The sequence below is a fragment of the Methyloparacoccus sp. NF-16 genome (genome assembly GCF_056880625.1).
The window spans coordinates 180,605-206,218 of sequence record NZ_CP174130.1; the positions used below are offsets into that span (position 1 = coordinate 180,605).

General features: G+C 67.1%; 27 protein-coding genes. 7 read left to right on the plus strand and 20 right to left on the minus strand.

All coding sequences use genetic code 11. The features are described from left to right. Positions 1-70: 70 nt before the first annotated feature. The 14 genes from ACH5N8_RS00815 to ACH5N8_RS00880 all read right to left on the minus strand — a co-directional run bounded on the left by ACH5N8_RS00815 (position 71) and on the right by ACH5N8_RS00880 (position 13,247). Positions 71-1,138: a FecCD family ABC transporter permease gene (locus ACH5N8_RS00815; protein ID WP_483282130.1), complete on the minus strand. Its 1,068-nt coding sequence runs from the start codon at positions 1,136-1,138 to the stop codon at positions 71-73. Further along, positions 1,135-1,992: a heme/hemin ABC transporter substrate-binding protein gene (locus ACH5N8_RS00820; protein WP_483282131.1), complete on the minus strand. Its 858-nt coding sequence runs from the start codon at positions 1,990-1,992 to the stop codon at positions 1,135-1,137. Before ACH5N8_RS00820 ends, ACH5N8_RS00815 begins: the two co-directional genes overlap by 4 nt. Next, positions 1,989-3,002, minus strand: a complete 1,014-nt coding sequence (locus tag ACH5N8_RS00825; protein WP_483282132.1) for a ChuX/HutX family heme-like substrate-binding protein — start codon at positions 3,000-3,002, stop codon at positions 1,989-1,991. Before ACH5N8_RS00825 ends, ACH5N8_RS00820 begins: the two co-directional genes overlap by 4 nt. 20 nt (positions 3,003-3,022) lie before the next feature. Further along, positions 3,023-3,589, minus strand: coding sequence for a HugZ family pyridoxamine 5'-phosphate oxidase (locus ACH5N8_RS00830; RefSeq protein WP_483282133.1), 567 nt, complete (start codon positions 3,587-3,589; stop codon positions 3,023-3,025). A 39-nt stretch (positions 3,590-3,628) separates the two neighbouring features. Next, positions 3,629-4,894, minus strand: coding sequence for a hypothetical protein (locus ACH5N8_RS00835; protein ID WP_483282134.1), 1,266 nt, complete (start codon positions 4,892-4,894; stop codon positions 3,629-3,631). An 11-nt stretch (positions 4,895-4,905) separates the two neighbouring features. Beyond that, positions 4,906-6,156: a hypothetical protein gene (locus tag ACH5N8_RS00840; protein ID WP_483282135.1), complete on the minus strand. Its 1,251-nt coding sequence runs from the start codon at positions 6,154-6,156 to the stop codon at positions 4,906-4,908. A gap of 55 nt (positions 6,157-6,211) precedes the next feature. Next, complete coding sequence (locus tag ACH5N8_RS00845) at positions 6,212-8,593, minus strand: TonB-dependent hemoglobin/transferrin/lactoferrin family receptor (RefSeq protein ID WP_483282136.1); 2,382 nt, start codon at positions 8,591-8,593, stop codon at positions 6,212-6,214. Positions 8,594-8,712: 119 nt separating this feature from the next. Continuing rightward, positions 8,713-8,901, minus strand: a complete 189-nt coding sequence (gene hemP / locus ACH5N8_RS00850) for a hemin uptake protein HemP (protein ID WP_483282137.1) — start codon at positions 8,899-8,901, stop codon at positions 8,713-8,715. A gap of 57 nt (positions 8,902-8,958) precedes the next feature. Next, on the minus strand, positions 8,959-9,363 hold the full coding sequence (locus ACH5N8_RS00855; RefSeq protein WP_483281257.1) for an ExbD/TolR family protein: 405 nt from the start codon (positions 9,361-9,363) through the stop codon (positions 8,959-8,961). A gap of 1 nt (position 9,364) precedes the next feature. Continuing rightward, a complete protein-coding gene (locus ACH5N8_RS00860; protein ID WP_483281256.1) occupies positions 9,365-10,027 on the minus strand; it encodes a MotA/TolQ/ExbB proton channel family protein in 663 nt (220 codons plus the stop codon). A gap of 32 nt (positions 10,028-10,059) precedes the next feature. After that, entirely contained in the window at positions 10,060-10,500 is a 441-nt protein-coding gene (locus tag ACH5N8_RS00865; protein WP_483282138.1) for an energy transducer TonB, read from the minus strand. A 477-nt stretch (positions 10,501-10,977) separates the two neighbouring features. Continuing rightward, the gene (locus tag ACH5N8_RS00870) at positions 10,978-11,217 is read right to left on the minus strand and encodes a hypothetical protein (protein ID WP_483282139.1); all 240 of its coding nucleotides are present in this window, start codon (positions 11,215-11,217) and stop codon (positions 10,978-10,980) included. Further along, positions 11,214-11,537: a hypothetical protein gene (locus tag ACH5N8_RS00875; RefSeq protein WP_460028069.1), complete on the minus strand. Its 324-nt coding sequence runs from the start codon at positions 11,535-11,537 to the stop codon at positions 11,214-11,216. The genes ACH5N8_RS00870 and ACH5N8_RS00875 overlap by 4 nt, the downstream gene beginning before the upstream one ends. A 219-nt stretch (positions 11,538-11,756) precedes the next feature. Then, positions 11,757-13,247 (minus strand): hypothetical protein, encoded by a 1,491-nt coding sequence (locus ACH5N8_RS00880; RefSeq protein WP_483282140.1) that lies wholly within the window; start codon positions 13,245-13,247, stop codon positions 11,757-11,759. Positions 13,248-13,481: 234 nt separating this feature from the next. Here ACH5N8_RS00880 and ACH5N8_RS00885 point away from each other — a divergent pair, with 234 nt between their 5' ends. After that, entirely contained in the window at positions 13,482-14,651 is a 1,170-nt protein-coding gene (locus ACH5N8_RS00885; protein ID WP_483282141.1) for a cytochrome-c peroxidase, read from the plus strand. Between the two features lie 140 nt (positions 14,652-14,791). Here ACH5N8_RS00885 and ACH5N8_RS00890 read toward each other — a convergent pair whose 3' ends face one another. Next, complete coding sequence (locus ACH5N8_RS00890) at positions 14,792-15,694, minus strand: TrmH family RNA methyltransferase (RefSeq protein WP_483282142.1); 903 nt, start codon at positions 15,692-15,694, stop codon at positions 14,792-14,794. A 17-nt stretch (positions 15,695-15,711) separates the two neighbouring features. Between ACH5N8_RS00890 and ACH5N8_RS00895 the strand changes: the two genes are divergently transcribed. Continuing rightward, entirely contained in the window at positions 15,712-16,395 is a 684-nt protein-coding gene (locus ACH5N8_RS00895) for an rRNA large subunit pseudouridine synthase E (protein WP_483282143.1), read from the plus strand. On the opposite strand, the gene ACH5N8_RS00900 is transcribed toward ACH5N8_RS00895, so the two are convergent. The 3 genes from ACH5N8_RS00900 to ACH5N8_RS00910 are packed head-to-tail and all read right to left on the minus strand — an operon-like array spanning position 16,392 to position 17,621. Beyond that, on the minus strand, positions 16,392-16,934 hold the full coding sequence (locus ACH5N8_RS00900; protein WP_483282144.1) for a hypothetical protein: 543 nt from the start codon (positions 16,932-16,934) through the stop codon (positions 16,392-16,394). The two genes, ACH5N8_RS00895 and ACH5N8_RS00900, sit on opposite strands and share 4 nt — an antisense overlap. A 15-nt stretch (positions 16,935-16,949) precedes the next feature. Beyond that, the gene (locus ACH5N8_RS00905) at positions 16,950-17,243 is read right to left on the minus strand and encodes a hypothetical protein (protein ID WP_483282145.1); all 294 of its coding nucleotides are present in this window, start codon (positions 17,241-17,243) and stop codon (positions 16,950-16,952) included. Positions 17,244-17,294: 51 nt separating this feature from the next. Continuing rightward, positions 17,295-17,621 (minus strand): hypothetical protein, encoded by a 327-nt coding sequence (locus ACH5N8_RS00910; protein ID WP_483282146.1) that lies wholly within the window; start codon positions 17,619-17,621, stop codon positions 17,295-17,297. A gap of 118 nt (positions 17,622-17,739) precedes the next feature. Here ACH5N8_RS00910 and ACH5N8_RS00915 point away from each other — a divergent pair, with 118 nt between their 5' ends. Together ACH5N8_RS00915 and ACH5N8_RS00920 are read left to right on the plus strand one after the other, a co-directional pair. Further along, entirely contained in the window at positions 17,740-19,938 is a 2,199-nt protein-coding gene (locus tag ACH5N8_RS00915) for an alpha-amylase family glycosyl hydrolase (RefSeq protein WP_483282147.1), read from the plus strand. 169 nt (positions 19,939-20,107) lie between these two features. Beyond that, positions 20,108-20,614, plus strand: a complete 507-nt coding sequence (locus tag ACH5N8_RS00920) for a BCAM0308 family protein (protein WP_483282148.1) — start codon at positions 20,108-20,110, stop codon at positions 20,612-20,614. A 66-nt stretch (positions 20,615-20,680) separates the two neighbouring features. On the opposite strand, the gene gdhA is transcribed toward ACH5N8_RS00920, so the two are convergent. After that, the gene (gdhA, locus tag ACH5N8_RS00925; protein WP_483282149.1) at positions 20,681-22,024 is read right to left on the minus strand and encodes an NADP-specific glutamate dehydrogenase; all 1,344 of its coding nucleotides are present in this window, start codon (positions 22,022-22,024) and stop codon (positions 20,681-20,683) included. A 188-nt stretch (positions 22,025-22,212) separates the two neighbouring features. Between gdhA and ACH5N8_RS00930 the strand changes: the two genes are divergently transcribed. The 3 genes from ACH5N8_RS00930 (at position 22,213) to ACH5N8_RS00940 (ending at position 24,112) form a co-directional block, all read left to right on the plus strand. Next, positions 22,213-22,536, plus strand: coding sequence for a hypothetical protein (locus ACH5N8_RS00930; RefSeq protein WP_460027983.1), 324 nt, complete (start codon positions 22,213-22,215; stop codon positions 22,534-22,536). A gap of 116 nt (positions 22,537-22,652) precedes the next feature. After that, positions 22,653-23,375, plus strand: coding sequence for a DUF4410 domain-containing protein (locus ACH5N8_RS00935; protein WP_483282150.1), 723 nt, complete (start codon positions 22,653-22,655; stop codon positions 23,373-23,375). A gap of 197 nt (positions 23,376-23,572) precedes the next feature. Beyond that, a complete protein-coding gene (locus tag ACH5N8_RS00940) occupies positions 23,573-24,112 on the plus strand; it encodes a copper resistance protein NlpE N-terminal domain-containing protein (protein ID WP_483282151.1) in 540 nt (179 codons plus the stop codon). 12 nt (positions 24,113-24,124) lie between these two features. Here ACH5N8_RS00940 and ACH5N8_RS00945 read toward each other — a convergent pair whose 3' ends face one another. Further along, positions 24,125-25,603 carry a lipopolysaccharide biosynthesis protein gene (locus tag ACH5N8_RS00945; protein ID WP_483282152.1) on the minus strand — a complete coding sequence of 493 codons (1,479 nt, stop codon included), beginning with the start codon at positions 25,601-25,603 and terminating at the stop codon, positions 24,125-24,127. Between the last annotated feature and the right edge of the window lie 11 nt (positions 25,604-25,614).

A 25,614-nucleotide genomic window follows, 5' to 3' on the forward strand; every position in this document is an offset into this window, starting at 1 on the left:
CCAAGGGTCAGGCCAACGCCGTCGCCGCGGGGGACGATCCCCGCCCCGGCACAGCCGCTCATGGCGTCGCTCAAGACTCGAGGCTGCCCGCCTGGCGGCGGATGAGCCAGAGAAAGAAAGGCCCGCCGATCAGCGAGGTCAGCAGGCCGATCGGCAGCTCCGCCGGTGCGGCCAGGGTGCGGGCGCCGAGGTCGGCGCCGCCCAGCAGCACGGCGCCCAGCAGGGCCGAGCCTGGCAGCAGGAAGCGATGATCCGGGCCGATGGTCAGGCGCACCAGGTGGGGCGCCACCAGGCCGATGAAGCCGATGCTGCCGGTCACGGCAACCAATGCGCCGATGCCGAGCGCCGACAGGGTGATGACGCGCTGTTTCAGCCGGGCCACGTCGACGCCGGCATGGCCGGCCTCGGCCTCGCCCAGCAGGATCATGTTGAGCCCCGCCGCCTCGCACCAGAGCAGGGCGGTGGCGGGCAGCGCCAGCAGCGTGACGGGTATCAGCAGCGGCCAGGTGGCGGAGGCGAGACTGCCCAGCGACCAGAAGGTGAAGTTGCGCAGGGCGGTATCGTCGGCGAGATAGGACAGCAGGCCGATGCCGGCGCCGGCCAGGGCATTGACGGCGATGCCGGCCAAAAGGGTGGTGCCGGGCGTCCAGACGCCGGCGCCCCGGGACAGCCCCTGCACCAGCCGGATAGCCAGCAGGGCGCCGGCGAAGGCGCCCAGGGGAACGGCGGCCTGGCTCGCCCAGCCGGTCAGGCCGGCAAGGTAGGCCGGGGCGACGACGATCATCAGCCCCGCTCCCAGCGCCGCCCCGCTGGAAATGCCCAGCAGGCCGGGATCGGCCAGCGGATTGCGGAACAGCGCCTGCAGGGCCGCTCCGCAGAGCGCGAGACTGGCGCCGGCGAGGTTGGCCAGCAGCAGGCGCGGCAGGCGAATGACCCAGAACACGGTCAATGCCTGCCCGGACGGCGCGCCGTCCGGGTGTCCCGTGGCCCAGGCCAGGAGTTCCGGCCAGCCGATCGGTACCGCGCCGATGCCCAGTGCGGCGAGGTTCAGCGACAGCCAGATCAGGCCCAGTCCGAGAAAGAACGGCAGCACCGGCAGCCGGCCGGCCATGTCCGCCGATGCGGCATGCGCGCTCATGATGCTGGCGTGCGCAGGCGGGCGGCGAGTTCGCGCACGGCGGTCGGCAGCCGGGGACCGAAGCCCAGCAGGGTGAGGCTGTCCATGGCCACCGCCCGGCGCTGCTGGCCGGCCGGCGTCAGGCGCAGGGCGGGATTGGCCCACAGCGAATCCCGTCCGCCCAGTTCCTGCATGCCCTCGTCAGTGATCAGGATGACCTCGGGATGGGCCGCGACCGCCGCTTCGGCGGTGAGCGGCTTGTAACCGTCAAAGGTGGCGGCGGCATTCTCGGCGCCGGCGAGGGCGATCATGGCGTCGGCCGCCGTGCCGCGCCCGGCCACCATGGGGCTGCCGCCGGCATGGGCCAGCACGAACAGCACCCGGGGCCGGTCGGCGTAGCCGGCCACGGCCGCTTGCGTGGCCTGCCAGTTCCGGCGGAAGTCGCCGAGCAGCCGTTCTCCGGCTTCCGGTATGTCCAGCGATCGGGCGATGCGACGGATCTTTTCCTCGACGGCCGCCGGCGTGAACCCGGAGGGTACGGTTTCGATCGTCACCCGGCTGGCGCGCAGGTGTTCCAGCGTCGCGGCAGGGCCGGCCTCCGGGGTGGTGAGCAGCACGTCGGGACGCAGGGCCAGGATGCCCTCCGCGCTCAGGGTGCGGAGGTAGCCGATATGAGGCACCTGCGCGACGGCCGGGGGAAACAGGCTGGAGATGTCCACGCCCACCACCCGGTCGCCCGCGCCCAGCGCGTAGACCATTTCGGTCACGGCGCCACCCGCCGTGACGATGCGCGGATCCGCCGCGCTGGCTGGCTGGAGCAGCCCGGCCAGCAGGCCGGCCAGTGCCAAGCGTTGGTAATGCTGTCGTCTGTTCACGAGGCAGGCCCTCCGGCGGTGACGGCCGCCGCGAGCCCCTGGAGCAGCGCGTCCCAGCGGGCGGACGGCTGCAGGCAGGACAGTTGCGCCACAGGCTGGCCCTGACGGTCGGCGAGACCGAGCCAGCGTTTCGGACCTGTGTCCGCGTCCTCCTCGATCACCCAGGCGCTGGCGACCTGCTCGTCTCTCAGATGCAGGTTGAACGACGCGTCCAGGACATTAATCCATGGTCCGGTCCTGCGGATGGCGGTGACCGGCCCCCGGTGAAATTGCAGGGCGCCAGGATTGCCGACGGCGATCCGCAGGGGAATGGCCTGTGCCGATGCCTCGCGCAGGACGATTTCGGCCGCTGTCCGGTCGACCGCGCGGGCGACCGCCGGCGGCCGGATGGCCGCGGGATGTGCTGCGATCGGGTCAGGTGGCGGCGGGCCCTCGACGTCATGGCTGGGCCAGAAACGGGGCTGTTCCGCGGTTGCCGGCACCTCCGGCTGGGCCGCGACCGGGTGGTCGGGCGATTGGTCGGCCGACCGGAACTGTCTGACCAGGGTCTCCAGCGTGCCGGGCAGCGTCTCTTGCGTCTGGTAGATCTTGTGCACCGCGCCGCCCCGCTCGTCGAAGAATTGCAGGCTCTGGCGGACCTGGCCGTGGCCGATCTCCTGGACGGCATAGCCGCTGTGCCAGCGGTCGAGGAACAGCCAGGCATCGAAGCCGGGGCTGCCCACGATCCGCATCCGGCCCTGGCTGGCGAGCCTTTCGTAGCGGCCATGCCGCTCATGCACGGCATGGTCGTTGCGGGTCAGGCCGAGCAGCGGACCCAGGGTATGCAGCTGCCTCAGCAGCGCATCCCAGGGACCGTCCAGGCGGGTTGCCGTGGTGCCGCAGCCCAGTGCCACCAGTTCGGCCTCGGCCGCGCCGAGACGCCCGGCGGCATCGCGGATTCGCAGTTGTGGTTCGCTGGCGAGCAGGGCCTGCCAGTGTTCGCGGAGTGCTTCGGGACGGGATGTGGACATCGTGTAGAAACTCCCGCGGCTCAGGCAGCGCTCAGCGTGTTCATCTGGCTGGCCGTGTCCCGGCTGCCGGCACGGTGCCCCTTGTCGTTCAGATGCCGGATCTGTTCCAGGCGCTCTCCGGTCAGTTCGAAGGCTTCGGCAAAGCCGCGCACATAGCTGGCCCGCTCGGGCACCAGCCGGAACAGGTGGAAGTCCTGGAGGTCGCGCATCATGTCCATGAATTTGCCGTGCTTTTCGGCAAAGCGGTCGAGGATGCCGGCAAAGCGCGCATCCTGGCGGCCGATCCCCTCCACCCGGCAGCTGTAGGTCACCCGCCGGCGCCCGAACAGATGGCGGGCATGGCTTTCATCCTCGATGAACAGGACGCTGGCCCGCGGGTGTTGCTGCAGGTTGGCGGTATGGGCGGCGAGTTCGCTGACGTAGACGTAGAAGCTTCCCGCCGCGTCCGTGACATAGGGCGCATAACTGGCGGTCGGCTCTCCGTCGGCGCTGGCTGTCGCCAGCAGCAGGGATGCGAAGGCAAGGTGGAATTGCCGGGCCTCCAGCAGGATGTCGTCGAGGGCCGGTCTGGCGGTTGCTTGGTTCATCGTCGGGGTCTCCTTGGAAAGTCGGTCGGGGTGCAGGGCCTATGGCTCGGCGCGGCGGAGGCGGGTGTAGTCGCCTTCGCGCAACGCGGGAACACCGGCCTGAATACCCTCGGCGTCGAGGTCGATGTCGCACTGGCCGATGCGTCGCTTGAACCGGCTGGCGGATGTTGCGGGGATTTCCGTCAGTTCCAGGTCCAGCGCATAGCGCGCGGTCCCCAGCCGGACCAGCCGATTGTCGATGTTGACACGGGTCCAGCGGCGTTTCTGGGTGGTTTTCAGCTCGCATTCCGCGATGCGGATGTCGGCGATCGGGTCCTTGCGGTAGATGTCGAGGAAGACCCGGTTGGTGGCCGGGCCCTCGGCGGGATCATGGAACAGGGCCTTGATGCTGCCCTTGAGTCGGCGGCCCAGGCGGGTGCCGGCCTTGTTGACCGACTGCCGGTAGGTCAGCTGGCTGGGCCGCCACTCGGCGGGAAACCACCCCGGCCGCTGGGCATGCAGCGACTGGATGAGGGCGGGTGGCAGGGCTTCGCCGGGCAGGTTGATCAGCCAGCTGGCCGGCACGGGCGCCTGGCCGGGGTCGTCGGTGCTGCCGGAGTTCAGCGGTCCGGCATCGAGCGCGACCATTTGCAGGACGGTATGGGCCTCGGCGGCGAAATCGAACAGCAGCGTTGGCGGCGCGGCGCCGAGGTTCCAGATCGCCAGCTGGTGGAAGAGCCTGGCGGGGCGGCCGTTGATGGTGGTGTCCCGCTCGCGCGTGTTGGCCACCAGGGTCGGCTTGAGGCCATTGAGTCGCAGGCTGTCCGGCATGATGGGGTAGGAGCGTGTCTCGAATTGCAGGACCACCCGGGTCAGGCCCGGGCGCAAGGGGCCCGCGGCATTGATCCGCAAGCTGGTGGTGCCGCCCTGCCCGCCATTGGAGAGGTTGTAGAGATAGTTGCCGTTGTTGTAGGCGAAGGCGGGATTGGCCGCGTCGGTGCTCCAGCCCAGCCAGGCGCTGGTGACCCCGCAGGCGGCGACCTGTTCGGCCGCGCCGCCGGGTGCGGCGGTGCGGTCGTCGGCAGCGCCGTGGGAGGCGTCGTCGAAGATATCCCATTCGGCGAAAAGGGTGCCGCCGTCGCAGCGGTTCCAGCCACCCCAGGCGGCTTCGCCGGGCCGGTCGAAGCCCTGGCCGGGCGCATAGGGGTCGATGCCGATGCTGCCGTCGGCACTGGCGTTGAGGCTGATGCCCAGCAGGGCGCACAGCGGCAGATGCCGCAGGCGGGCCGGGCGAGTGGCCGCGGTTCGTGATGCAGGTCGGTTCATGGTCGTGATGCTCAAGGGTTTGCGGTGACTGGGGTTTCGGGCTGGCCGCGCCGGAGCACGCTGTAGTCGCCCTCGCGGAGGTTCGGCACGCCGGGTTGCAGGCCGGCGGTGGCAAGGTCGATGTCGCATTGGCCGACCTGCCGGGTGAGGCGGGTTCTGGCCGGTTCACCGGCGAATTCGGTGCTTCTGACATCCAGGGCATAGACGGCCGTGCCGAGGCGCTGGCTCCGGTCGTCCAGGATGACCTTTGCCCAGCGGCGGATCTGGGTCGGCTTGAGCCGGCATTCCGCAAGCTTCAGGTCGCCGTTGCCGTCGGGCCGGTAAAGGTCGACGAACAGCGTGTTGACGCCGTCGGCGGCCGCCTCGTCGTAGAACAGCGCCTTGATCTTGCCGGTCAGCTGGCGTTTGGCCTGCTGTCCGGCCTGGCGGGGCGACTGCTGGTAGGCCAGCTGGCGGTCGCGCCAGATCTGCGGGAAATACCGGCGGTTCTGGGCGTACAGGCGGGTTGTCCGCTCGGCGCCGAGATCCTCGGCGGGAAGGTTGATCCAGGTCTTGACCCGCGCAAGGGGTTCGGGGGCTTCCGGGGTGACCGGTTCGCCGCCGGCATGGGGGCCGATGTCCACGGCGATTTGCCGGATGGTGGTGTGCTGCTTCAGCGTGAATTCGATCGCGAAGCTGTCCGGGGCCTGGTCGAAATCCCACAGCGCGACCTGGTGCACCAGGTCGGCGGGGCCCATGGAGGAGGCGTAGGTGCCCCGGTAGGTTTGCAGGATGCGGCTCGCGCCCCGGCCGTTCAGCCGCAGGTATCTGGGGTCCAGCCGGCCCTCGCCCTGCGCCTCCAGCTGCAGGGCGACGCGGGTGCGACCTGCGCCGGGCGGGGCGGCCAGGTTGATGCGGACGGTTTCCGGCACCGAGAAGCTGTAGAGGTTCTGCGTCGAGGAGACGAAGGTGCCGGCATTCCAGCCCAGCCAGGCCGAGGTCGTGCCGTGCCTGCCAAGATCCGGCGCGGCCGTCCGGTCATCGCCCTTGCCGTGGGAGGCATCGTTGAACACGTCCCATTCGGCATGGACGGTACCGGGCGCTGTGCGCTGCCAGCCGCCCCAGCTGGCTTCCTGTGGCGCATCGAAGCCGAAGCCGGGTCCGTAGGGGTTCGGCCCCAGGCTGTTGTCGGCCAGGGCCGGGCCGGCGCCGAGCAGGGTGCCGGCCAGTGCCAGCAGGCATGTGCGGCCGGGTTTGGGACAGGGCTGTTTCGGGATGTTCATGTCGTGCTCCGCCATGGTTTGTCTGAAGGATGGGTGCAGGGTTGCGTGAATGGGCCTAGAACTCGATGCGCAGGGTGACGCCGCCGTTGATGCCGGGACTGGTGTAGCGGTCGCGGATATCGGCCTGCGGGCCGAGGCCGGCATGCGGGTCGTTGCTCGAGCTGCGGGCGTTCTCCCACTCGACATACTTCTTGTTGAGCAAGTTGAAGAGGCCGGCGTTGACCGTGACATGGTCGTTGAACCGGTAATAGGCGGTGGCGTCGAGCAGCACATAGCCTCCGGTGGGGAAGGCGGTGGGGGCGTTCTGGTAGTCGATGTATTGCGCCAGCTTGGGGCCGGTCAGGGACAGGAAGACCTGGGAGCCCCAGTCGCCACCGCGGTCGTCATAGCGCAGCTCGATCACGCCGCGCATCGGGTTGACGTTGTTGATGTAGGCCTGCGTTTCCAGGTTCTGGCCGATGGTCATGCCGTAGTTGCCGATCAGCGAGAGCCCGTCGAGCGTTGGCCAGAGTTTGCCGAGCGGGGTTTCCCCCTTGAACTCGAAGCCTTGCAACTGCACCGTGCCGGGCGTGTTGATGGCCTGGTAGGTCAGCAGGTTGTAGGGCGGGCAGGGCGTTTCCAGGGTCGGCTGGCAGACCACGGCGGTCTGGATGAAGCCGTGGTAGTCGTTGCGGAAGAAGGTGGCGTCGGCAAAGCCATGGGTGCCCTCGAGGCGCAGGCCGATCTCGCCGCTGGCGACCGTCTCCGGTTTCAGCTCCGGGTTCGGAATGGAGGCATAGCCGAAGGCGAAATTGGCGAAGCCGGTGTTGGCGTCGGAGAAATTCGGCGCCCTGGCGCCCTCGGAGTATTGCCCGTGCAGGGCGATGGCGTCGGTGAAATGGAAGAGGGTGCCGAACTTGGGCAGCACCTTGTTGAAGGATTGCGCGATCGGCGGATTGTCCTGGTTGGTCTTGGCGTAGATCGGATCCATCCGCGGATCCAGCCCGTAGTACTCGTATTGCAGCGCCGGCAGCAGCTCCAGCCGCCCGTCGAGGGCGGTGATGCGATCCTGCACAAAGGTGCTGGCGCGCAGCATCGCGCTGAGCGGGAAGTCGCGGACCGGGAAGCTGTCGGGGGTGACGACATTGGTGCAGTCGATGGTGCCCGTGGCGCACAACTGACCATCGCGCAGTTCCTCGATCCCGGTATGGAACACCTCGGCGCCGTAGCTGATGGCATGGCCGGTGGACTGGAACACGAAATTGGTGCCGGCCTGGACCTGGCCGCCGACCAGGGTGGCGTCGTAACTGAAGCGGCGGTCGAGGGTCTGATCGCCGCCCAGGGGCAGGGTGCGTCCCTCCTGCACATTCTGGCGGGTGCGGCTGCTCTGGCCGTATAGCCGCCAGCTGAGGTTTTCCAGCCAGGGCAGTCCGATGCGACGGATCGATTCGTCCAGGCTCACGCGCCAGCGCGACTGGCGGTCCTGGGTGTCGAACTGGTAGACGTTGCGGCCGGTGTAGTTGGTCCCGTAGAGCGAGTAGACGTCGGTGAAGATCTGGTTCTCGGTGGCCTCGCCGGTCAGGCGGATGATGTTGTCTTCGTCGACGTGGTAGAGCACCTTGGACAGCAGGTTGAGCAGCCGCGTGTCCTGGGGGTTGGGTGTGGTCCGGGCGCTGGACTTGCTGTCGTTGCTGCCCATGTTGCCGTACTGGGCCCCGTCGGCGTGGGTGAGCAGCAGCAGCCCGTCCCAGCCCTCGGCGCGGCTGGCAACGGTTCCGGTCTGGAGAAAGCTCTGGTTGGCGCTGTTGTACATCAGCTTTAGCGCCTCGTAGTTGTCCTGGCCGAACAGGTCCAGATAGTCGGCCGGGTCCTTGGTCATGAAGCTGACGACGCCGCCGATGCCGTCGCTGCTATAGAGCGCCGAGGCAGGGCCGCGCACGATCTCCGCCGCCTTGAGCGAGTCGACATCGACGTAGTTGCGGCCGGCGCTCTGGAAGGAACCGATGGCGAAGCTGTCCGGTACCCGGACGCCATCGACCAAGGTCAGGACGCGGTTGCCGCTGACGCCGCGGATGTTGAAGCCGGATTGGCCGAAGCGCTGGGGGTCGTTCTCGACCGAGACATTCGGCTCGTAGCGCACGATATCCTTGATGGTGCGCATCAGGCGGCGCTCGATGTTCTCGGTATCGATCACCGAGGCCGTGCCGGGAAAGTCGCGGTCGCCGCGCATGGGGTGGGTGGCGGTGACGTGCACATCCTCCAGGCTGACGATGGTCTCGGCGGTTGCGGCGGATTCGTTCACGGTTTCCTGCGCCGGCTCGCGGCGGGTTTCCGGGATCTGCGCGGCGGGTTCCTCGGCGGTGACCGGGCGTTGCTCCGGTTCCGCCGGGATGGCGGTGGCAGTTTCGGCGTGGCCGGGGCCGGCAAGCAGCCCGAGACAAACCAGACACCATGTCATTTTCGCCAGCACAGAATCCCCTGGTTGATGGGGTGATGCTGGCTGCCTCGTGCGCGTGGGCACTCGGTGGCTGGCGGTATCCAAAGTGGAGGCGCATCCCGGGATGCGCCCCGAACGATTTATTTGGTCAGGATCAGCTTGTTGTTGCGCGTGATCCGCAACCGGTACGCCTCGCCGTCATGAACGATGACGATTTCCTGACGCTTGCCGAACAACTGTTCGGTTGTCAGGGGCTCCTGTCGCGTGGCGCCCGTGGGCTGGGTGACAGGGAAACCGGGTTTTGCGGGAGGTGAGCGGTTGCTATCCATATACAAATGGTATCAATTCTCATTAGCTGGCGTCAACCATTCCGTGTTCCATGCCGGTCAGTGTCTGGTCTGCAAGGTGAGCTGTGTGATGCCGGCCTGCTGGGCGATGGCGAGGATGGCGGCGGCCTGGCCGTAGCGGACCTGCTCATCGATCTCGAACTGCACGGTCAGGTCCGGCTGGTCGGCCTTGCGCTGGCGGAGCCGGTCCGCCAGGGCGGCGCTGTCGAGTTTTTCCCGGTCCAGGTACAGCTGGCCGGTGCTGTCCAGGCTCACCAGTGTCACCGGCCGCGGCGGTGGCGGTGCCGCCGCCACCGTCTTCGGCAGGTTCACCCCCACCGACTGGGTCAGCAGCGGCGCCGTGACGATGAACACCACCAGCAACACCAGCATCACATCCACCAGCGGCGTCACGTTGATCTCGCTCAGGGCCGCCTGCTCCTCGCGCGGGGAACCGAACGCCATCTCAGGACTCCGCCGGCAGGGCAAAGCCCGTCTTCACGGCCAGATGCAGGAAATCGGTCGCGAAATCCTCCAGCTCCGCCTCGGTCAGCTTCACCTGCCGCAGGAAATAGTTGTACGCCAGCACTGCCGGGATGGCCGAGGCGATGCCGATCGCCGTTGCGATCAGCGCCTCCCCGATCGGCCCCGCCACCACCTCAAGGCTCGCCGAACCGGTCCGGCTGATGTCCTCCAGCGCATGCATGATGCCCCACACCGTCCCGAACAGACCGATGAACGGCGCCGTGCTGCCGATGCTCGCCAGCATCGTCAGCCCCTGCTCCACCCGGTGCCGCTCCTGCTGGATGCGCTGGCGCAGGCAGCGCTCCAGGATATCCTGGCGATCGCCGCTGGACGCCAGACTGGGCGCCGTTCCCGGGGGCGACGCCTGCAGCACCTCGAAGCCCGCCTTGGCGATCCGCGCCAGAGGGCCCGGCAAGCCCCCCAGCGCCGCTGCCGCCCCCAGGCTCGGCGCCCGCCAGAACGCCTGGCTGTAGGCCCGGTTATGGCCCCGCAGCCGCCACTGCTCGAACGCCTTCAGAAAGATCAGCGCCCACACCAGCACCGAAAAGCCGATCAACACCCACAACGTCAGATTGACGATGGGACTCTTGGCAAACTCCATCATGACAAACACACCTCCCACAACGACCGGGCGCCCTACGGCGCCTCCAGCAGATTGAAATTGATCGGCACATTGACCCAACTGTCGACCGCCTGACCGCCCCGTTTTGCCGGCACGAAATGCCACTGGCGTACCGCCTCCAGCGCCGCCTCGTCCAGCACCTCATGGCCGCTGCCGGCCGCCACGCTCACCGCCGCCACCGCCCCGCTGGCCAGCACCTGCACCCGCAGCAACACCTTGCCCTCCCACTGCCGGCGCTTGGCCAGCGGCGGATAGACCGGCTTCGGATTGTGCAGATAGGCCGCATGGGCCCGGGCACTCTCGAACGCCCCGCCGGCAGGGCCAGCGGCCGGCGCGCGGGGCGCCGCCGGAGCGGTCGACGCCGCCCCCGGTGGCGCGTGGCTGGCCGGTGCCCGTGCCGGCGCTGCCGGTGCGGCACTGGTGGCCGGTTCCGGCGCCGGCAATCGCCGCGGCACGGGCCGCGCGGGGGCTGCGGCATTCGGATCTGGTTCCGGCGCCACGCGCGGGCGTGGCTTGGGCGGGACCGGCGGCTTGATCACCTTTGGCGGAGCGGGCCTGGCCGGTGGCGCCGCGGGCGGAGTGACCGGCCTGGGTATCACCGGGGGTGCCGGCGGCGCCGGTGCGGCCGGGCCGGGTGCTGCGGCTGGCTGGGAGGCGGGTACCAGGGTCACCGTCACCGGTGGCCGGGGGACGGGCAGGGTCTCCGGCGGCTGTTGCAGCCAGTGGCGCCCCTGCCAGGCCAGCAGGTGAAGCAGGATCGAAACCGCCAGGACGGCACCGAAGCGGGTCCGTGAGGCGGGCTGTTGGGCGGGATGGCTCGCGAGTGCGGCGGGGGTCGGTCGATTTGCCGGGAGCCTCCTCGGTATCGGGGCCTCATCGGCAGCCGTCCTGCCGGCCGGCTGGCCGAAGGTCTGGCCGAGGTGCGACATGGTTCAGTGCAGGGCGGATGTGCGCCGGCGTCCGGGTGGCGCGGCTTCCGGCTCCGCCGGCCGGCCGCCGACCCGCTGCATGGCCTGATTCATGAGCAGGTGCAACTGGGTGAACTGGGCTGCGGTGAGCCGGAGCTGCACATGGCCCAGTGCCAGATTGAAGGTCCCGCACTCGGGGCACCACGTGATCTCGACTCCGGCCTGCCCGGACAACAGTTCCACCGGGCAGTACGACGGGCTCATGACCGTGCCTCGCCGGCAAATTCGTCCAGCCAGGGCTTGCGCGGCAGGGTTTCGATCAGTGCCTGGGTGGCCATCTGGTGCCAGCGGGCGGCCAGGGTCCGGTACAGCACTTTCAGCTCCGCATCCGGCATGGCCGGGCTTTCGGCAATCAGCCGGAACTGGCGGCTGAGCCAGACGGCGATGCAGGGATCGCTGTGCTCCAGATAGCGCTCCACCAGCAATCCGGCATTGACATGCAATTGCCCGAGATCGGCCGGCTGGCCAGCGGGATCGCCCGGGGGTCGGGTGGAAAGCGGATTGGTCGGATTTGGGGCCGGCATGGGTGTCTCCGTTGGGAATTTCTCTTGCATGAGAATTATTCTCAAATAAGACCGGATTGTCAAACGCTCCCGCCCCGGCCGATTGTCCTTGCTCCGGTGCCGGCAGCGCGACAAGGGATCGCGCTTGGATAAAAAAAGGGCGCCACTGGCGCCCGGAAACTTCACTCAAGAAGCGATGGAAAATCTCATGCCGCGATCCGGCGGCATCCGGCTGTCACCTCAGTACATGAAGGCAATACCCAGGTTGTACTGGTCCGGCAGCGAGCGGGCTGCGGAGTTGAAGTTGCGATAGTCGAACTTGACGGCCACGTTCTCGATCGGTTTGTAGGTCAGGCCGCCCTGGTAGATCCATTGATCGTAGAGCCCATCGTAGTCGTCGAAGCCGTTCGGCACGCTGGCCAGGGTGTTGTAGCGTTCGTAGCGGAAGAACGGCGCGATGTACTGGGTGCTGTCAGCCCAGAGCCAGGGCATCAGGTTGTAGGCGGCCTCGGTATACCAGCCATAGTTCTGGCTGCCGATGGTTTCGCCTTTGGCGGCGCTGAGCTGGGCGGCATTGCCGATGCTGCCGACGGCGCCCAGCGCGCGCATTTCCAGACCCTGCCAGCGCCATTGAACGTGGCCCTCGTAGAGTTGGGTCAGCACATTGAGTCGCTGTGCGCCAAATTCGGGGCTGGCGTATTCGAAGCCCTGACCGGAGTTGCCGACCCAGGCCGAGGCGCCGGCCAGCAGGCCGGGCGCGAAGGGCATGTCGTAATCGATGCGTCCGGCAAAGGCGAAGTCCTCCGCGATGGCCTTGCTGGCGGATTGACGGCCCTCGCGGATGCCCTCGCTGGAGAAGCCCTCGGCGTTCAGGCCGTTCATGGCGTACATGCGGTATTGCAGGCCCGGCGCCAGTTCGCCGAACAGGCCGGCGCCGATTTCACGCCAGGTGGTGGGGATGATGACGCGTTCGACCTGCGGGCGGTAGTTGCCGTGATAGGTCGGGCCTTCGTGGATTTCGTTGATGAAGCCCATCGGCACCAGGGTCAGACCGGCGCGGACGTTGGCGTAATCCTTGAGCAGGAAGTCCAGGTAGGAGAATTCGACCGAGACCTCGCCCTTCTCCTCCGCGCCCTCGCCGGTGGTGCCGTGCTCGAACTCGAATTCGTTGTTGAGGATGATCCAGTCGTTGAATTTGTAACCGGCATAGATGACCGCCCGGACATTGTCGGCGGTCGACTTCGCATCCTTGCCATTGTCGCTGTAGACCCACTCGCCGTAGCCACCGATGGAGAGACCCTGGTTGACGCGGTAGATCTCGGAGGCTGCCGGACCGTAACCGTACTGCACCTTGTACTCACGCTTGTCGGGAATGTAGAGCTGCGTCTTCAGTTTCTCCACCTCGGCGGACAGGATATCGGTCTTGCGCTCGGCTTCGGTCTTGGCTTTCTTGCTGCCGCCAGCGGCGGGTTTATCCGCCGGGTTGGCGTTCCGGGCAGCGCTTGTCTCGCCGGCGGCCACGACCTTGCCGTCTCCGCTCGCCGGGTTTTCCTCGTTCTTGCTGATGCGGGCCTTCAGTTCCTCGATCTGCTGCTGCTGCTGTTCGATGATGCGCCACATCTCGTCGATATTGGAGGGCCTGCTTTTCTTGGCCTCAACCCCAGATGCGTACAGCCCCAGGGCCAAGGTGGACGAGATGCACAGACAGAGCAGGCGTTTTCTGGGGGGCATGTTTCAACCTCAAATACCATGTCCTTGTTAACAAGGATCGGCATCATACGCGATCTGATATGATATGCAACTGATTCGCAAATGCCTTTTATGTCTCGATGTGTCCTTGCTTGTGTTCTGGTTGGCCGCCCAGCGGGCGCCATCCGGGTGCCGGCATGCTTCCCGGTTTGCCGATGGCGCAATGGCACGAGGGCGTTGACGGTTCGCTTGTTCCATCCCGTTGAGGTTGTCTAGATGTCGGTATCTGCTCCCGCGCTGTCGCGCATTCGTTGGTTCCTTCTGGTGGCATGGCTGCCGATGCTGATGTCGGCGCCGTCGATGGCAGACCTGTCACGCAAGGCGCGCTTGGGCGAGCAGCTGTTTCTCGATACCAGCCTGTCCGAGCCACCGGGACAGGCCTGTGCCAGTTGCCACGATCCCGAACGCTTCTTCACCGATCCGGACGATCACGAGCCGACTTCCGAAGGCGTCATTCCCGGACGCTATGGCAAGCGCAATGCGCCTACCCTGATGTATGCTGCGCCGACACCGGTGTTTCATTTCGACAGGCAGGAAGGCCTGTTCATCGGCGGGCAGTTTCTTGATGGCCGGGCACCCGGCTTGAAGAGCCAGGCGAAGCAACCCTTCCTCGAAGCGCTGGAGATGAACAACCCCGATCCGGAGAGCGTGGTTGCGAAAGTGCGGGTGGCCGGCTACGCCGATTTGTTCCGGCGTGTCTATGGCAAGGGCTCCCTGGACGATGGCCCGGCGGCCTTCGCCCGGATTGCCGATGCCATCGCGGCCTTCGAGCGAACCTCCCGGTTCGCGCCGATGACCTCGAAGTACGATTACTACCTGATGGGCAAGGCGCGTTTCACGGCCCAGGAGCGGCGCGGCCGGGAGCTTTTCGAGTCCGAGGACAAGGGCAACTGCGCGGCCTGCCATCCCAGCCGTCCCGCCAACAACGGCGCGAACTGGCCGCTGTTCACGGATTTCACCTATGACAATCTCGGCGTCCCGCGCAACCGGGCAAACCTGTTCTATACCCAGGCTCCCGAGTTCAATCCGCAAGGGTTCGGTTTCGTCGACGCCGGTTTGGGCGATCACGTCAAGGATCGCCTTGAGGATGGCAAATTCAAGGTGCCGACCCTGCGCAACATTGCCAGGACCGCGCCCTACATGCACAACGGCTACTTCAAGACCTTGCGGGGCGTGGTCGACTTCTACAACACACGGGATCTGAAGCCGCGCTGCCGGGACGATTGGGCAACCGAGGCACAAGCCCTGCGCGAGGGCTGTTGGCCCGCTCCCGAAGTGGCCGCCAACGTCAACCATGACGAACTGGGCAAGCTGGGGCTGACCGAAAGGGAGATCGATGATCTGGTGGCCTTTCTCATGACCCTGACGGATGGCTACCAGCCCTGATCCGGCGCCGGCATTTGTTTCTTATATGTTTACAGATATGCCATTTTGCATGGGATTGTCGGCATTTCTTGCTCGAGTAAAATTTCACTCCTATCGCGCATGCAACGTGTCGCGTCCTGTTTCAGTGTCTTGCTCCTCCTTCAAATCACTTGGGCCCGCCATGCGCGGGTCTTTTTTTGCCCGCCATCCGGCGCCACCGCCGGGTGGGGCGGTCTCAGGCCATGGGCGAGGATGGCTGCCGTTGCCGCGACGTTGAGCGATTGCACGCCGCCCGCACCCGGCAGGGTAAGAACGGTTTCCGCCGCGGCCAGGGTGGCGTCGGGCAGCCCCTGTTCTTCGTTGCCCAGCAGGATCAGTCGAGGCCGTGGATCGGGGCTGGCCAGCAGCGCCTCCAGTGGCTGGCCGCGCTGGCTGAGCGCGGTGGCAACGATGTGGAATGCCGGCCGCAACTGTCGCAGCAATCCCGGCAATTGCGGCGCACGGTACACCGTCAGCCGGTCGAGGCCGCCCTCGGCGACCCGGTAGGCGGCATCGGACAGCCCCGCCTGCTGCGGATGGTCGGAAAGCGTCAGATGACGGAAGCCGAAGAAAGCCAGGCTGCGGGCAATCGCACCGACATTGTGCGGATTGCCGATGCCGTCGAGAACGAACAGGGAGTCCTGGCTCGCCGCTAGCCGTCGGGCCTCCGCGAGGCCGAGCCGACCGGGCGGGCAGGGTTCGGCGATGGCGACCACGCCGCCATGGCGCACGGTCCCGGCGATCCTCTCCAGTTCCTCGGGGCTCACCTGGCGATAGGGGCGGCGGGTCTGTGCCAGGCGTGCGCAGTAACGGCCGACGTCGTGCGTGCGCCGGGCTTCGTAGAACAGTCGCAGCACCCGCTCGGGCGCACGCTCGAACAGGGCGGTGACGGCGGACAGCCCGCAGATGCGTAGCAGGGATGCCGGTTTTTCCGCACCGGGCTGGCTGGCGATGACCGGGGGGTTGACCCGTTTCGCTGGACCTGGGCGAGCGGGAGGCTGACGGGGCGGGCGGCGGTTGCTCACGGTGAAGGCCGGATCGAATGGTAGACTCGCCATTCTACAGGCGCGCCGCCGGCCGCCGCGACATGCCGTTTTTCCCGCCGGTGCCGATGGCCGAACTGATCCTCTTCAACAAGCCCTATGGCGTGCTGTCCCAGTTCACCGACCGCGAGCAAGGACGCCCGACCTTGGCGGATTTCATCGCGATTCCCCGGGTGCGGCCGGCCGGGCGGCTGGATTTCGACAGCGAGGGCCTGCTGCTGCTGACCGACGATGGTGCCTGGCAGGCCCGCATCGCCGATCCGCGTCACAAGATGGCCAAGACCTATTGGGTGCAGGTCGAAGGTGTGCCGGATGAGGCGGCGCTGGCAGCCCTGCGCCGGGGGGTGCGGCTTGGCGACGGACCGACGCGGCCGGCCGAGGCCCACCTCATGGGTGAACCCCCGGGACTCTGGTCACGTAACCCGCCCATCCGGCACCGCCTCTCCGTGCCGGACAGCTGGCTGGCGCTGACGATTCGCGAGGGCCGCAACCGCCAGGTCCGGCGCATGACCGCCGCTGTGGGCCACCCGACGCTGCGCCTGATCCGCTGGTCCATCGGCGCCTGGACGCTGGCCGGGCTGGCGTCCGGTGAGTGGCGGCGGGTCTCCCTCGGCGACGGCGAGCGGCGGTGCCCCGCCCCGCCGGGCGGTCGCCGGCCCCGAGTTGCGGCGCGTCGTCGCTAGCGGCGGCGCGGGGCGCGCCTGGCGAGCGCTTTCGGCATCAACGGCAGCTTGGCGTGCAGCCTGACGTCGAAAGCGCCGTTCCAGGCGCTTTCCAGCTGCACGAAGCGGGCGGCGATGCCCTTGGAGAGGGCGGCGGCAACGCGCCGATAGTATTTTTCCAGCAGATCGATCTGTTCCCGCTTGGCCGCCAGCGACTCACGCACCAGATGGTCGGCCTGGCTTTCGGAGAGCTCGGGATAGGCATCGGCATATTGCGCGATCAGGGCAAACTTGCGGTCGTAGATGGGGATCAGCTCGGCCTGATAGGCGTAATAGATCGGCCAGAAGCGATCGCCCTGCGCGGGTGACAGCGCCAGCGCCGCCTTCAGCATGGCGCGCTTGTCCATCCGCTGGCTGGCCATGAGCAACTCCAGGCTGCGGGCTTCGTCCGCGGGCGGTGTCGGCGCGGCGGCGGGCGCCTCGGCCGCGCAGACCGGTCCCGCCGGCAGCAGGCAGGTCGCGAGCAGCAGCGCAGCGGTGGATGGCGTGGGATTCTTCATGATCGTGATCCTGCTTCAGCTGAACAGCCAGGCCAGTGCCTCGCGCTGGTTCGTGTGCTCGCAGCGGTCGCGCTCGAATTCTGTGCTGAGCCCCGCTTCATCCAGCGCCATGAGGCCTGCGGATGCCGGGATGAACAACAGCTTGTCCAGCATCGCCTTGTGCCAGAGCTGGCCGACGTCGAGCAGCAGCAGATTGTAGGCCGATCGGGGCATCTGGATACGGTCGGGCCAGTGGCCGTGCATTTCCCGGAAGCGCTGCAGGGTCTTGGCCAGCCGCCAGGCCATGCGCATGTCCGGGTATGTGGGCATGGCCTGGCTGACCTCGTCCTCCAGTTCGATCAGATCGCGCCAGACTTTCGCCTAGATGCGCGCCCGGTGAGGGCCTTGCTGGTTGAACACGGCATTCTTGAAGTTGCCGTAATCGATGGCCAGCGCCAGCCGCTTGAGACCTTCGGCGAATGCCTGGCGTTCGATGCGGGCGCGAAACGGGTAGTCGCTGCCGTCGCCGGACTGGACGGCGCCCAGTTCGGGCATGAACCATTCCCGCAGGGTCTCCAGGTCGGTCCGGGCACGGGCGCGCAGGGTCACCGTGCCTGCCGCCTCGTCGTCGGGCTTGACGGCAACGCTGTAAAAACCGCAGGTCGTGAAGAACCACATGGCAGGCCCCTGATGGAAGTGGACGGTCATTATAAGGATTCATCAGGGCGATCATCCGTGCGGCCGGGAACTGCCGTGCTACAGGCGCCGGCAAGCCGGTATGATGCGGCGTGTACCCCCTGTCCCCCCTGTCCGGCGAGAAACCCCGATGCCCGATTTGACGCTGCATTTCGAAAGGCCCGACGGATGGGCCGATACGCTGTACCTGCATTACTGGGGAACCCATCCTCATGGCGCGGAGACCCGCTGGCCGGGGGTTCCGCTGGCTGCCGCCGGGGCGGGCTGGTATCGCCTCCGCCTGCCAGGCCTGGTGGCGGCCCACTGCGTACTGCATGACGGGCAGGGCCGGCAAACCGCCGATGAGTTCCGCGACCGGGACGGCTGGCGGGATCGGCATGGCCACTGGCATCAGCGGCCGCCGGCAACGATGGCGGGCACCGCTGCCGCCATGGATTCGCGGGTAGGCTCGGTGCCTACGCTATCCCCGGGGCAGATGCCAGCGGCCGGAGATGCGGCCGGCGCGATCCGGCCGTTGGCGCAGCGCCGCGATTTCCGCGAGGAAACCATCTACTTCCTGATCACCACGCGCTTTTACGACGGTGATCCCTCCAACAATTTCTTCTGCCGCGACCGCATCGAGTTCGATGCCGCCGGCCGGCCGGTCGACCCGCACTGGCGCGGCGACTTCAAGGGGCTGATCGAGCGGCTGGATTACATCAAGGATCTGGGTTTCACCGCGATCTGGATCACGCCGCCGGTGGAGAACCGCTCGGGACTGGACTATCACGGCTATCACGCCTACGACTGGACCCGCATCGACCCGCGCCTGGAGTCGCCGGGTGCCACCTACCAGGATCTGATCGACGCCGCCCACGCCCGCGGCATCAAGATCATCCAGGACGTGGTAGTGAACCATGCCTGCCAGTTCGGCATTCGCGGGAAGGTGCACATCGAGCATCTGCCGATCAAGTATTACGTGCCGCAGGGCTCGGCGCCGGGCCGGGTCGATCATGGCCCCTATCAGGGCAATCTCGGCAACTACGCCTGGCCGAACCGGGATGACATCGACAACCCGGTGGCGCCGGACTGGTGGCGGGAGCGCTACGGTCGCGACCCGGCAGGCATCGAACCGCTGGTCGACCCCGGGACCGGCGAGACGGTCCCGAAATCCGGCTACCACCCGGGCCGCTTCTTCGGCATCGACGCCAACACGCTGGACCCGGACTGGTTCCATCAGGAGGGCTTCATCTGCGGCGGCGACTGGGAAAGCGCCCATCCGCTGCAGCAGAAACACCTGGCCGGCGACTGCATCGATCTGGCCACCGAGCGACAGAACGTCAAGGACTACCTGATCGGCGCCATCAACCGCTATCTCGACATGGGCGTCGACGCGCTGCGCATCGACACGGTGAAGCACGTCGAACGCGGCAACCTGCTGGAGTACGTCAACGCCTGGAAGGCGCACAAGCCGGGGCTGTTCGTGTTCGGCGAGAACCTGGTCAAGGGCTACGGCTGGGGCGATCTCGGTGGCGGCGACAACGGCCCCTCGCAGATCCGGCCCTGGTGGTACACGCGGCTGGGCGACGACCCGCGCGACCCGTTGTCGGGCGGCGATTCCGGCTTTCCGCAACTGGATTTCGGCCTGTTCTCGACCTTCCGCGACACGGTCAGCAAGGGCACCTATGGCGGCACCGGGCAGATCCTGTCGATGGACTGGATCTACGGCGACGTCACGCGGATGGTGACCTTCCTGCAGAACCACGACGTCGGCCCGGACAACGACTTCAAGTACCGCTTCAAGGGCGAGCAGTGGATGGCGGCGGCCGCCTACAACCTGATCTGGACCGCGCGCGGCATTCCCTGCCTGTATTACGGCGAGGAGATCGAGTTCATGAAGGGCGCGCCGCAGGACGTCGAAGGCGAAAAGGACACCCTGAGCCAGACCGGCCGCGCCTACTTCGGCGATCATCTGACCGACGAACGTATCGGCACGACCCAGGCGCATCCTCTCTACCGGCATATCCAGCGGCTCAACCAGATCCGCCGGGCGATACCGGCCCTGCAGAAGGCGCCGATGAGTCAGGTCAGCGAGTGGGGCAGCGGCATGAGCTTCGTCCGCGACTGGCCGGCGGAAAACAGCTATGTCGCGGTCGGCCTCGCCATCGGTGGCGACCAGTCGGTGACCGTGACCGGTGTGCGCAACGGATTCTACCGCGACGCCATCAGCGGCCGCGAAGTGGAGGTCGGCGACGGCGTGCTGGCATTCCGGGTGCTGGCCAACTCGGCCGGCATCTATGTGCTGGGCGGGCCCGGCAGGATCGGCGAGGACGGGGTTTACCTGCGCTGACGTCGGGCAGGGCTGCCACTTTCCCGCCAGCCTGCCCCGGTCCGCCCGGGAGGTTTTGTTTTCGGCCGCATGGGCTAAGGTGATAGTGAAGGGCAAACAACCGGTTCGGTGGAGCCGCCCTTCGCCAGCTCCCAGGTTCCCCGGATCGTCCAGATAAAGGAGAGCCGTCATGTCCACGATGCCTTATCGACGGGCGCCGCAGGGTCATCCGATTCGGTTGCTCCCCGAGTGGCAGCACGATCCTTACCATGCCCGCCGCAAATGGGCCGAGCCTACCCGTTGCCCCGATTGCGGCGCGGTCTTCCGGCGTGGGCGCTGGCAGTGGGGCTTGGCACCCGCCGAGGCGGCGGAACACCGCTGCCCGGCCTGCCAGCGGCTTGCCGATCGCAATCCCGCCGGCTATCTCGGTTTACGCGGCGCCTTTCTCCAGGCCCATCGGCGGGAGATCGAGCATCTGGTGCGCAATCTCACCGGCCGGGAACAGACCGAGCATCCGCTCAAGCAGCTGATGGGCGTGGAGGAGACCTCCGAGGGTGGCCGCGAATTCACCTTTACCGACCCTCATCTCGCGCGGAGTGCGGGCGAAGCCATCCAGAGTGCCTACGCAGGCGAGCTCGATTACCACTACCAGGACAGCGAATACCTGCTGCGGGTGCGCTGGCAGCGCGACCATTGACGATACCCGGCGCCGCGCGGGTTTCGCCGGGTGGCGGCTGCCACCATCCAAAGGCGGCGGGCTACCTCAGGTCAGGCCCTGCGCGAGCATCGCGTCGGCGACCTTGACGAAGCCGGCAATGTTGGCGCCGTCGATATAGCTGACGGTGCCGTCGGCGCGCTTCCCGTACTGGAGGCAGGCGGCATGGATGCCGCGCATGATGCCAAGCAGGCGGCTGTCCACCTCATCGCGGGGCCAGGACATTCGCTCCGCGTTCTGGCTCATTTCCAGGCCCGAGGTGGCGACGCCGCCCGCGTTGCTGGCCTTGCCCGGGGCATAGAGCACGCCGGCGGCCTCGAAGGCCTTGGCGGCGGCGATGGTGGCGGGCATGTTGGCGCCCTCGGCGACGCAGATCACGCCATTGCGGATGAGGGTCGCGGCGTCATGCTCGTCCAGCTCGTTCTGGGTTGCGCAGGGCAAGGCGACATCGACCGGCACCTGCCAGGGACTCGCGCCGGCGGCGAAGCGGACCCCCGTCCGCTCGGCGTAATCGCTCACCCGCCCATAATGGTGATTCTTCACATCCATCAGGATTTCCAGCTTCTCGGGCGTGAAACCTTCCTCGTCGACGATCGTGCCGCTGGAGTCCGACACGGTGACGACCTTGGCGCCGAGCGCCATGGCCTTTTCCACCGCATACTGCGCGACGTTGCCGGAGCCGGACACGCTCACGCGCAGGCCCTCGAAGGAGCGCCCGCGGGTCTTCAGCATTTCCTCGGCGAAGTACACGGTGCCGTAGCCGGTGGCCTCGGGCCGGATCAGCGAGCCGCCGAAGCTCAGGCCCTTGCCGGTGAAGACGCAATCCGAGCGGTTGCTGAGCTTCTTCATCATGCCGGTCATGTAGCCCACCTCCCGCGCACCGACGCCAATATCGCCGGCGGGCACGTCGGTATGCGCGCCCAGGTGCCGGAACAGTTCGGTGACGAAGGCCTGGCAGAAGCGCATGACCTCGGCCGGGCTCTTGCCCTTGGGGTCGAAGTCGGAGCCGCCCTTGCCGCCGCCCATGGGCAGGGTGGTCAGGGCATTCTTGAAGGTCTGCTCGAAGGCCAGGAACTTGAGAACCGAGAGATTCACCGAGGGATGGAAGCGCAGCCCGCCCTTGTAGGGACCGATGGCCATGCTGTGCTGGACGCGATAGCCACGGTTGACATGGATGGTGCCCTTGTCGTCCATCCAGGCGACGCGAAACATGATGATCCGCTCGGGTTCGACCAGCCGGTCGAGCAGGCCCTGGCCGACGTATTTCGGGTTTCTCTCGATGAAGGGCCAAAGGCTTTCCATCACCTCGGTGACGGCTTGCAGGAATTCGGGCTGGCCGGGGTTGCGCTCGCTGACGTGGCGCAGAAAATCGGGGAGGGAGGTATGTTTCACGGATGTCCTGGAGGGTCAATGAAAGATCGACCCGAAATTTTATCATGCGGTATATCCATTTCGGATCGAGCGCAATGTTCGGGCATGGACGGGCAGGCCGGTGCGAGTCTTGCCCCCGGGCGGCAGGCAGCGCTCATGAATTGGGTGATAATGCGGCCATCCGTGAATCCGCATGCGAGGATTGCTGCATGAACCTTCCACAACCGCTGCCGACCCTGCCGATGCTGCTGAGCGCAGCGGCCTTGCTCTTGCTGGACGCGGGTGCCGTCGCTGCCCGCGATCGGGGTGTGAATCAGCCCGGCGCGATCGGCAATCGTCCTCCGGCGGCCGCTACGCCGGGCATCGATCCCGGCGTGAATCAGCCGGGTCGGCTGGGCAACCGATCGCCGGGGCCGCGGCGTGCCGATCCGGGGATCAACCCGCCTGGCGCCCTCGGTAACGCACCGGCTCTGCGCCATCGTGACCCCGGCCTCAACCAGCCGGGCGCGGCCGGCAACCGTCGCCTGCCTTGACGCGGCAGGCTGGCATCGCGGCACCCCGCCCGGGAAAGCGACAGCGCCCGGGGCATCGACCGCAACCGACCGTGTTTTCCTGAAGCATTACCCGTATCCCCCCCCGGAGAATCCTCATGCGAATCGCCCCGCTGACCGCGTTCGGCACCATCCTGGCCGTGTCCGTCGCGATGGCCGGCTGCGCCAAGACGCAGGCGCTGAATGTTCTGCAGGCCAGCCATGTGGCCATCGCCAGGCCCGCTCATGTCCTGATCCAGGACTTTTCCGCCGATACGGGCACGATCAAGGCCAGCACCAGTCCCCTGGCGAAGCTGGAGGACCTGGTCGGTGACGATGCCGCGGAGCAATCCCGGCAACTTGGGCAGGAGGTCCGGGAGGCGCTGTCGGCGGAACTGGTTGAAAAAATCCGTGCCCTGGGTTTCACGCCTGTGCGGGTCGGAGCCAGCCAGGCACCTGCGGCGGGCGATGTGATGATCGCCGGGCGATTCGTCAATATCGACGAGGGCAATGCCGTACGGCGGGCAGTGGTCGGTTTCGGCGCCGGCCAGTCCAGCGTCGACAGCGAGGTCCGGATTCTGGCGCCGGGCAATCGGACGCTGCTGTCCTTCGAGGTGCATGCCGACAGCGGCAATACGCCGGGCGCGGTGGCCACGGCGGGCGTCGGTGCGGCCGCGGAAGCCGGTACGGCTGCCACGGCCGCCACCAGCGTTGCCCGCGGTGGCGCGAGCGCCTACAGGTCCGCTTCGGCGCATCAGGCGGCGGAGATGGCGGACAGGATCAGCGAGCAGTTTGCCGGCTATGCCGCCAGGCAGGGTTGGGTCGTCTCGTCCGGCCACTGACCGGGGGCGTCGCTAGCCGCCATCCGGGCCACCCGGGGTCAGGCGCGGTTCCGGGGTCCGTCGCGCGAGCCTGCCCGCCGTTCCGGGCGGGCTGCGCCGCATCCGGGGAATCTGGCGGTCGGGAACTTGTCAGTAGCGCTGGCGCAGGCGTTCCCGCCCGGGCCGGATCATGACACCAGTTTGATGGAGGAGGATGCTTGAAACGCTCGAATCGTATTTTCACCAGGTGCCTGGCGCTGATGGCCGTATCGGCCGCGCTGCAACTGTCCCCGGCTGCCCGGGCGGAGACGGACATGCAGATCCAGGAGAAGGCGCTCAGGGCTCGCGAGCAGAGCCAGCTCGGTGATGGCATGGATCACTCGGCGCATGGCGCTTCCCGGACGGCGGGCAGGTTCCGGGGTGTCTTCTACGGCTATCTGCCGTGCCAGGAGAAAGACTGCGACGGCATCAAGATGACCCTGTCCCTGAATGCCAAGAACAACTATCTGCTGGTGATCCAGCCCGCCAAGCCGCTGAACCGGGAATCCTTCGAGAAAGGCAAGTACCAGTGGGACGACAACGAGGGCATTCTCCTGTTGGCGCCCAACCGGGAAGCCCCGCAGCGGCGGCTCGCCATCAAGGATGAAAGCACCCTGCTCTACCTCACCGGCGACGGCAGGCACCTGTCCGGCGAACAGGACCGGTACCTGCTGCGGAGAAGCGACCAGGCAGACCACCGGGAAGTGCATATCCATTGACGCGTCGCGTGGCTACCGGCGTTGCCGCCGGAGCGGCGGCCGCAGGTCCGCCACGCACGCCACCCCCAGGAACGCGGCCAGCAGCGCCGCACCGGTTCGCATGGCATCCCAGCCGCAGAACCCGACCAACTCGCGGTCGGCCAGGTACAGGACCAGCCCGAACGCGAGGTAGGCGGCCATCCGCCACACGGGATAAGGCACCGGGTAGTAATGGCGGCCGAGCTGCCAGGAGACCAGCGCCATGCTTGCGTAGCAGGCCAGGGTCGCCCAGGCCGAGCCCTCGTAGCCGAGCGACGGGATCAGCCAGAGGTTCAGGCCTACCGTCAGCACGGCGCCGAAAACCGAAACCCAGGCGCCCATCCCGGTGTGGTCGGTCAGCTTGTACCAGATGGACAGGTTGACATAGATGCCGAGGAAGAGATTGGCCATCAGCAGGATCGGCACGATGCCGAGTCCCTCGCGATACTCCTCGCCGATGAAATGCTGGAAGACTTCGATGAACAGCGTGACCAGCAGGAAGATGAAGACACAGAAGATGACGAAATAGCGCATCACCAGCGCATAGGCCCGTGGTGCGTCGGCGCGGCCGGCGTAGGCGAAGAAGAAGGGTTCGCCGGCGTAGCGGAAGGCCTGCACGAACAGGGTCATGAGGATCGACAGCTTGTAGCAGGCGCCATAGATGCCCAGCAGGCGCAGGTTGGTCGGCAGATCGTAGGGCAGCAGGTACTTGAGGATGGCGCGGTCGAGCATCTCGTTGACCATGCCGGCCAGGCCGATGACGACCATCGGCAGTGAATAGGCCAGCATCGGCCGCATGACCGCCAGGCCGGCCCGCCAGCGGATACCGCGGAACTGCGGCGTCAGCAACAGCAGCTTGCAGGCGCTGGCGATCAGGTTGGCGAGAAAGATGTAGCCAACACCGAGGTTCGGGTCGTAGAGCCGGGCCAGCGGCGCCTGCGGCCATAGCGCGAGGATTTTCGGCAGGCCCACGAGGAACAGCAGGTTGAGGCCGATGGCGAGGATGATTTCCGCCAGCTTGATGCCGGCGAACCGCCAGGCGCGGTTCTCGGCCCGCAGGCGCGCGAACGGCAGGGCCGACGCCGCATCGGCGGCCAGAATCAGTCCGAACCAGAGCAGATATTCCGGATGCTCCGGGTAACGCAGCAGATCCGCCAGCGGCTGGCGGAAACCGGTCAGGAGCGCCAGGAACACCAGGTTCGCCAGCAGCAGGAAACCGAGCGCCGCCGGATAGGCCGCGCCGGCGGGGATGTCGTCGCGGTGGCGAAAGCGGAAGTAGCCCGTTTCCAGGCCGAAGGTCAGGAACACGGCGAAGAAGCCGGCATAGGCGTAGAACTCGGAAACCACACCATAGGCCGCCGCCGGGAAGGTGTAGGTGTACAGCGGCACCAGCAGGTAGTTGAGAAAGCGGCCGACGATGCTGCTGAGGCCGTAGACGACGGTCTGGGAGGCGAGTTTGCGCAGGGAATTCAAGGCGGTTCGGC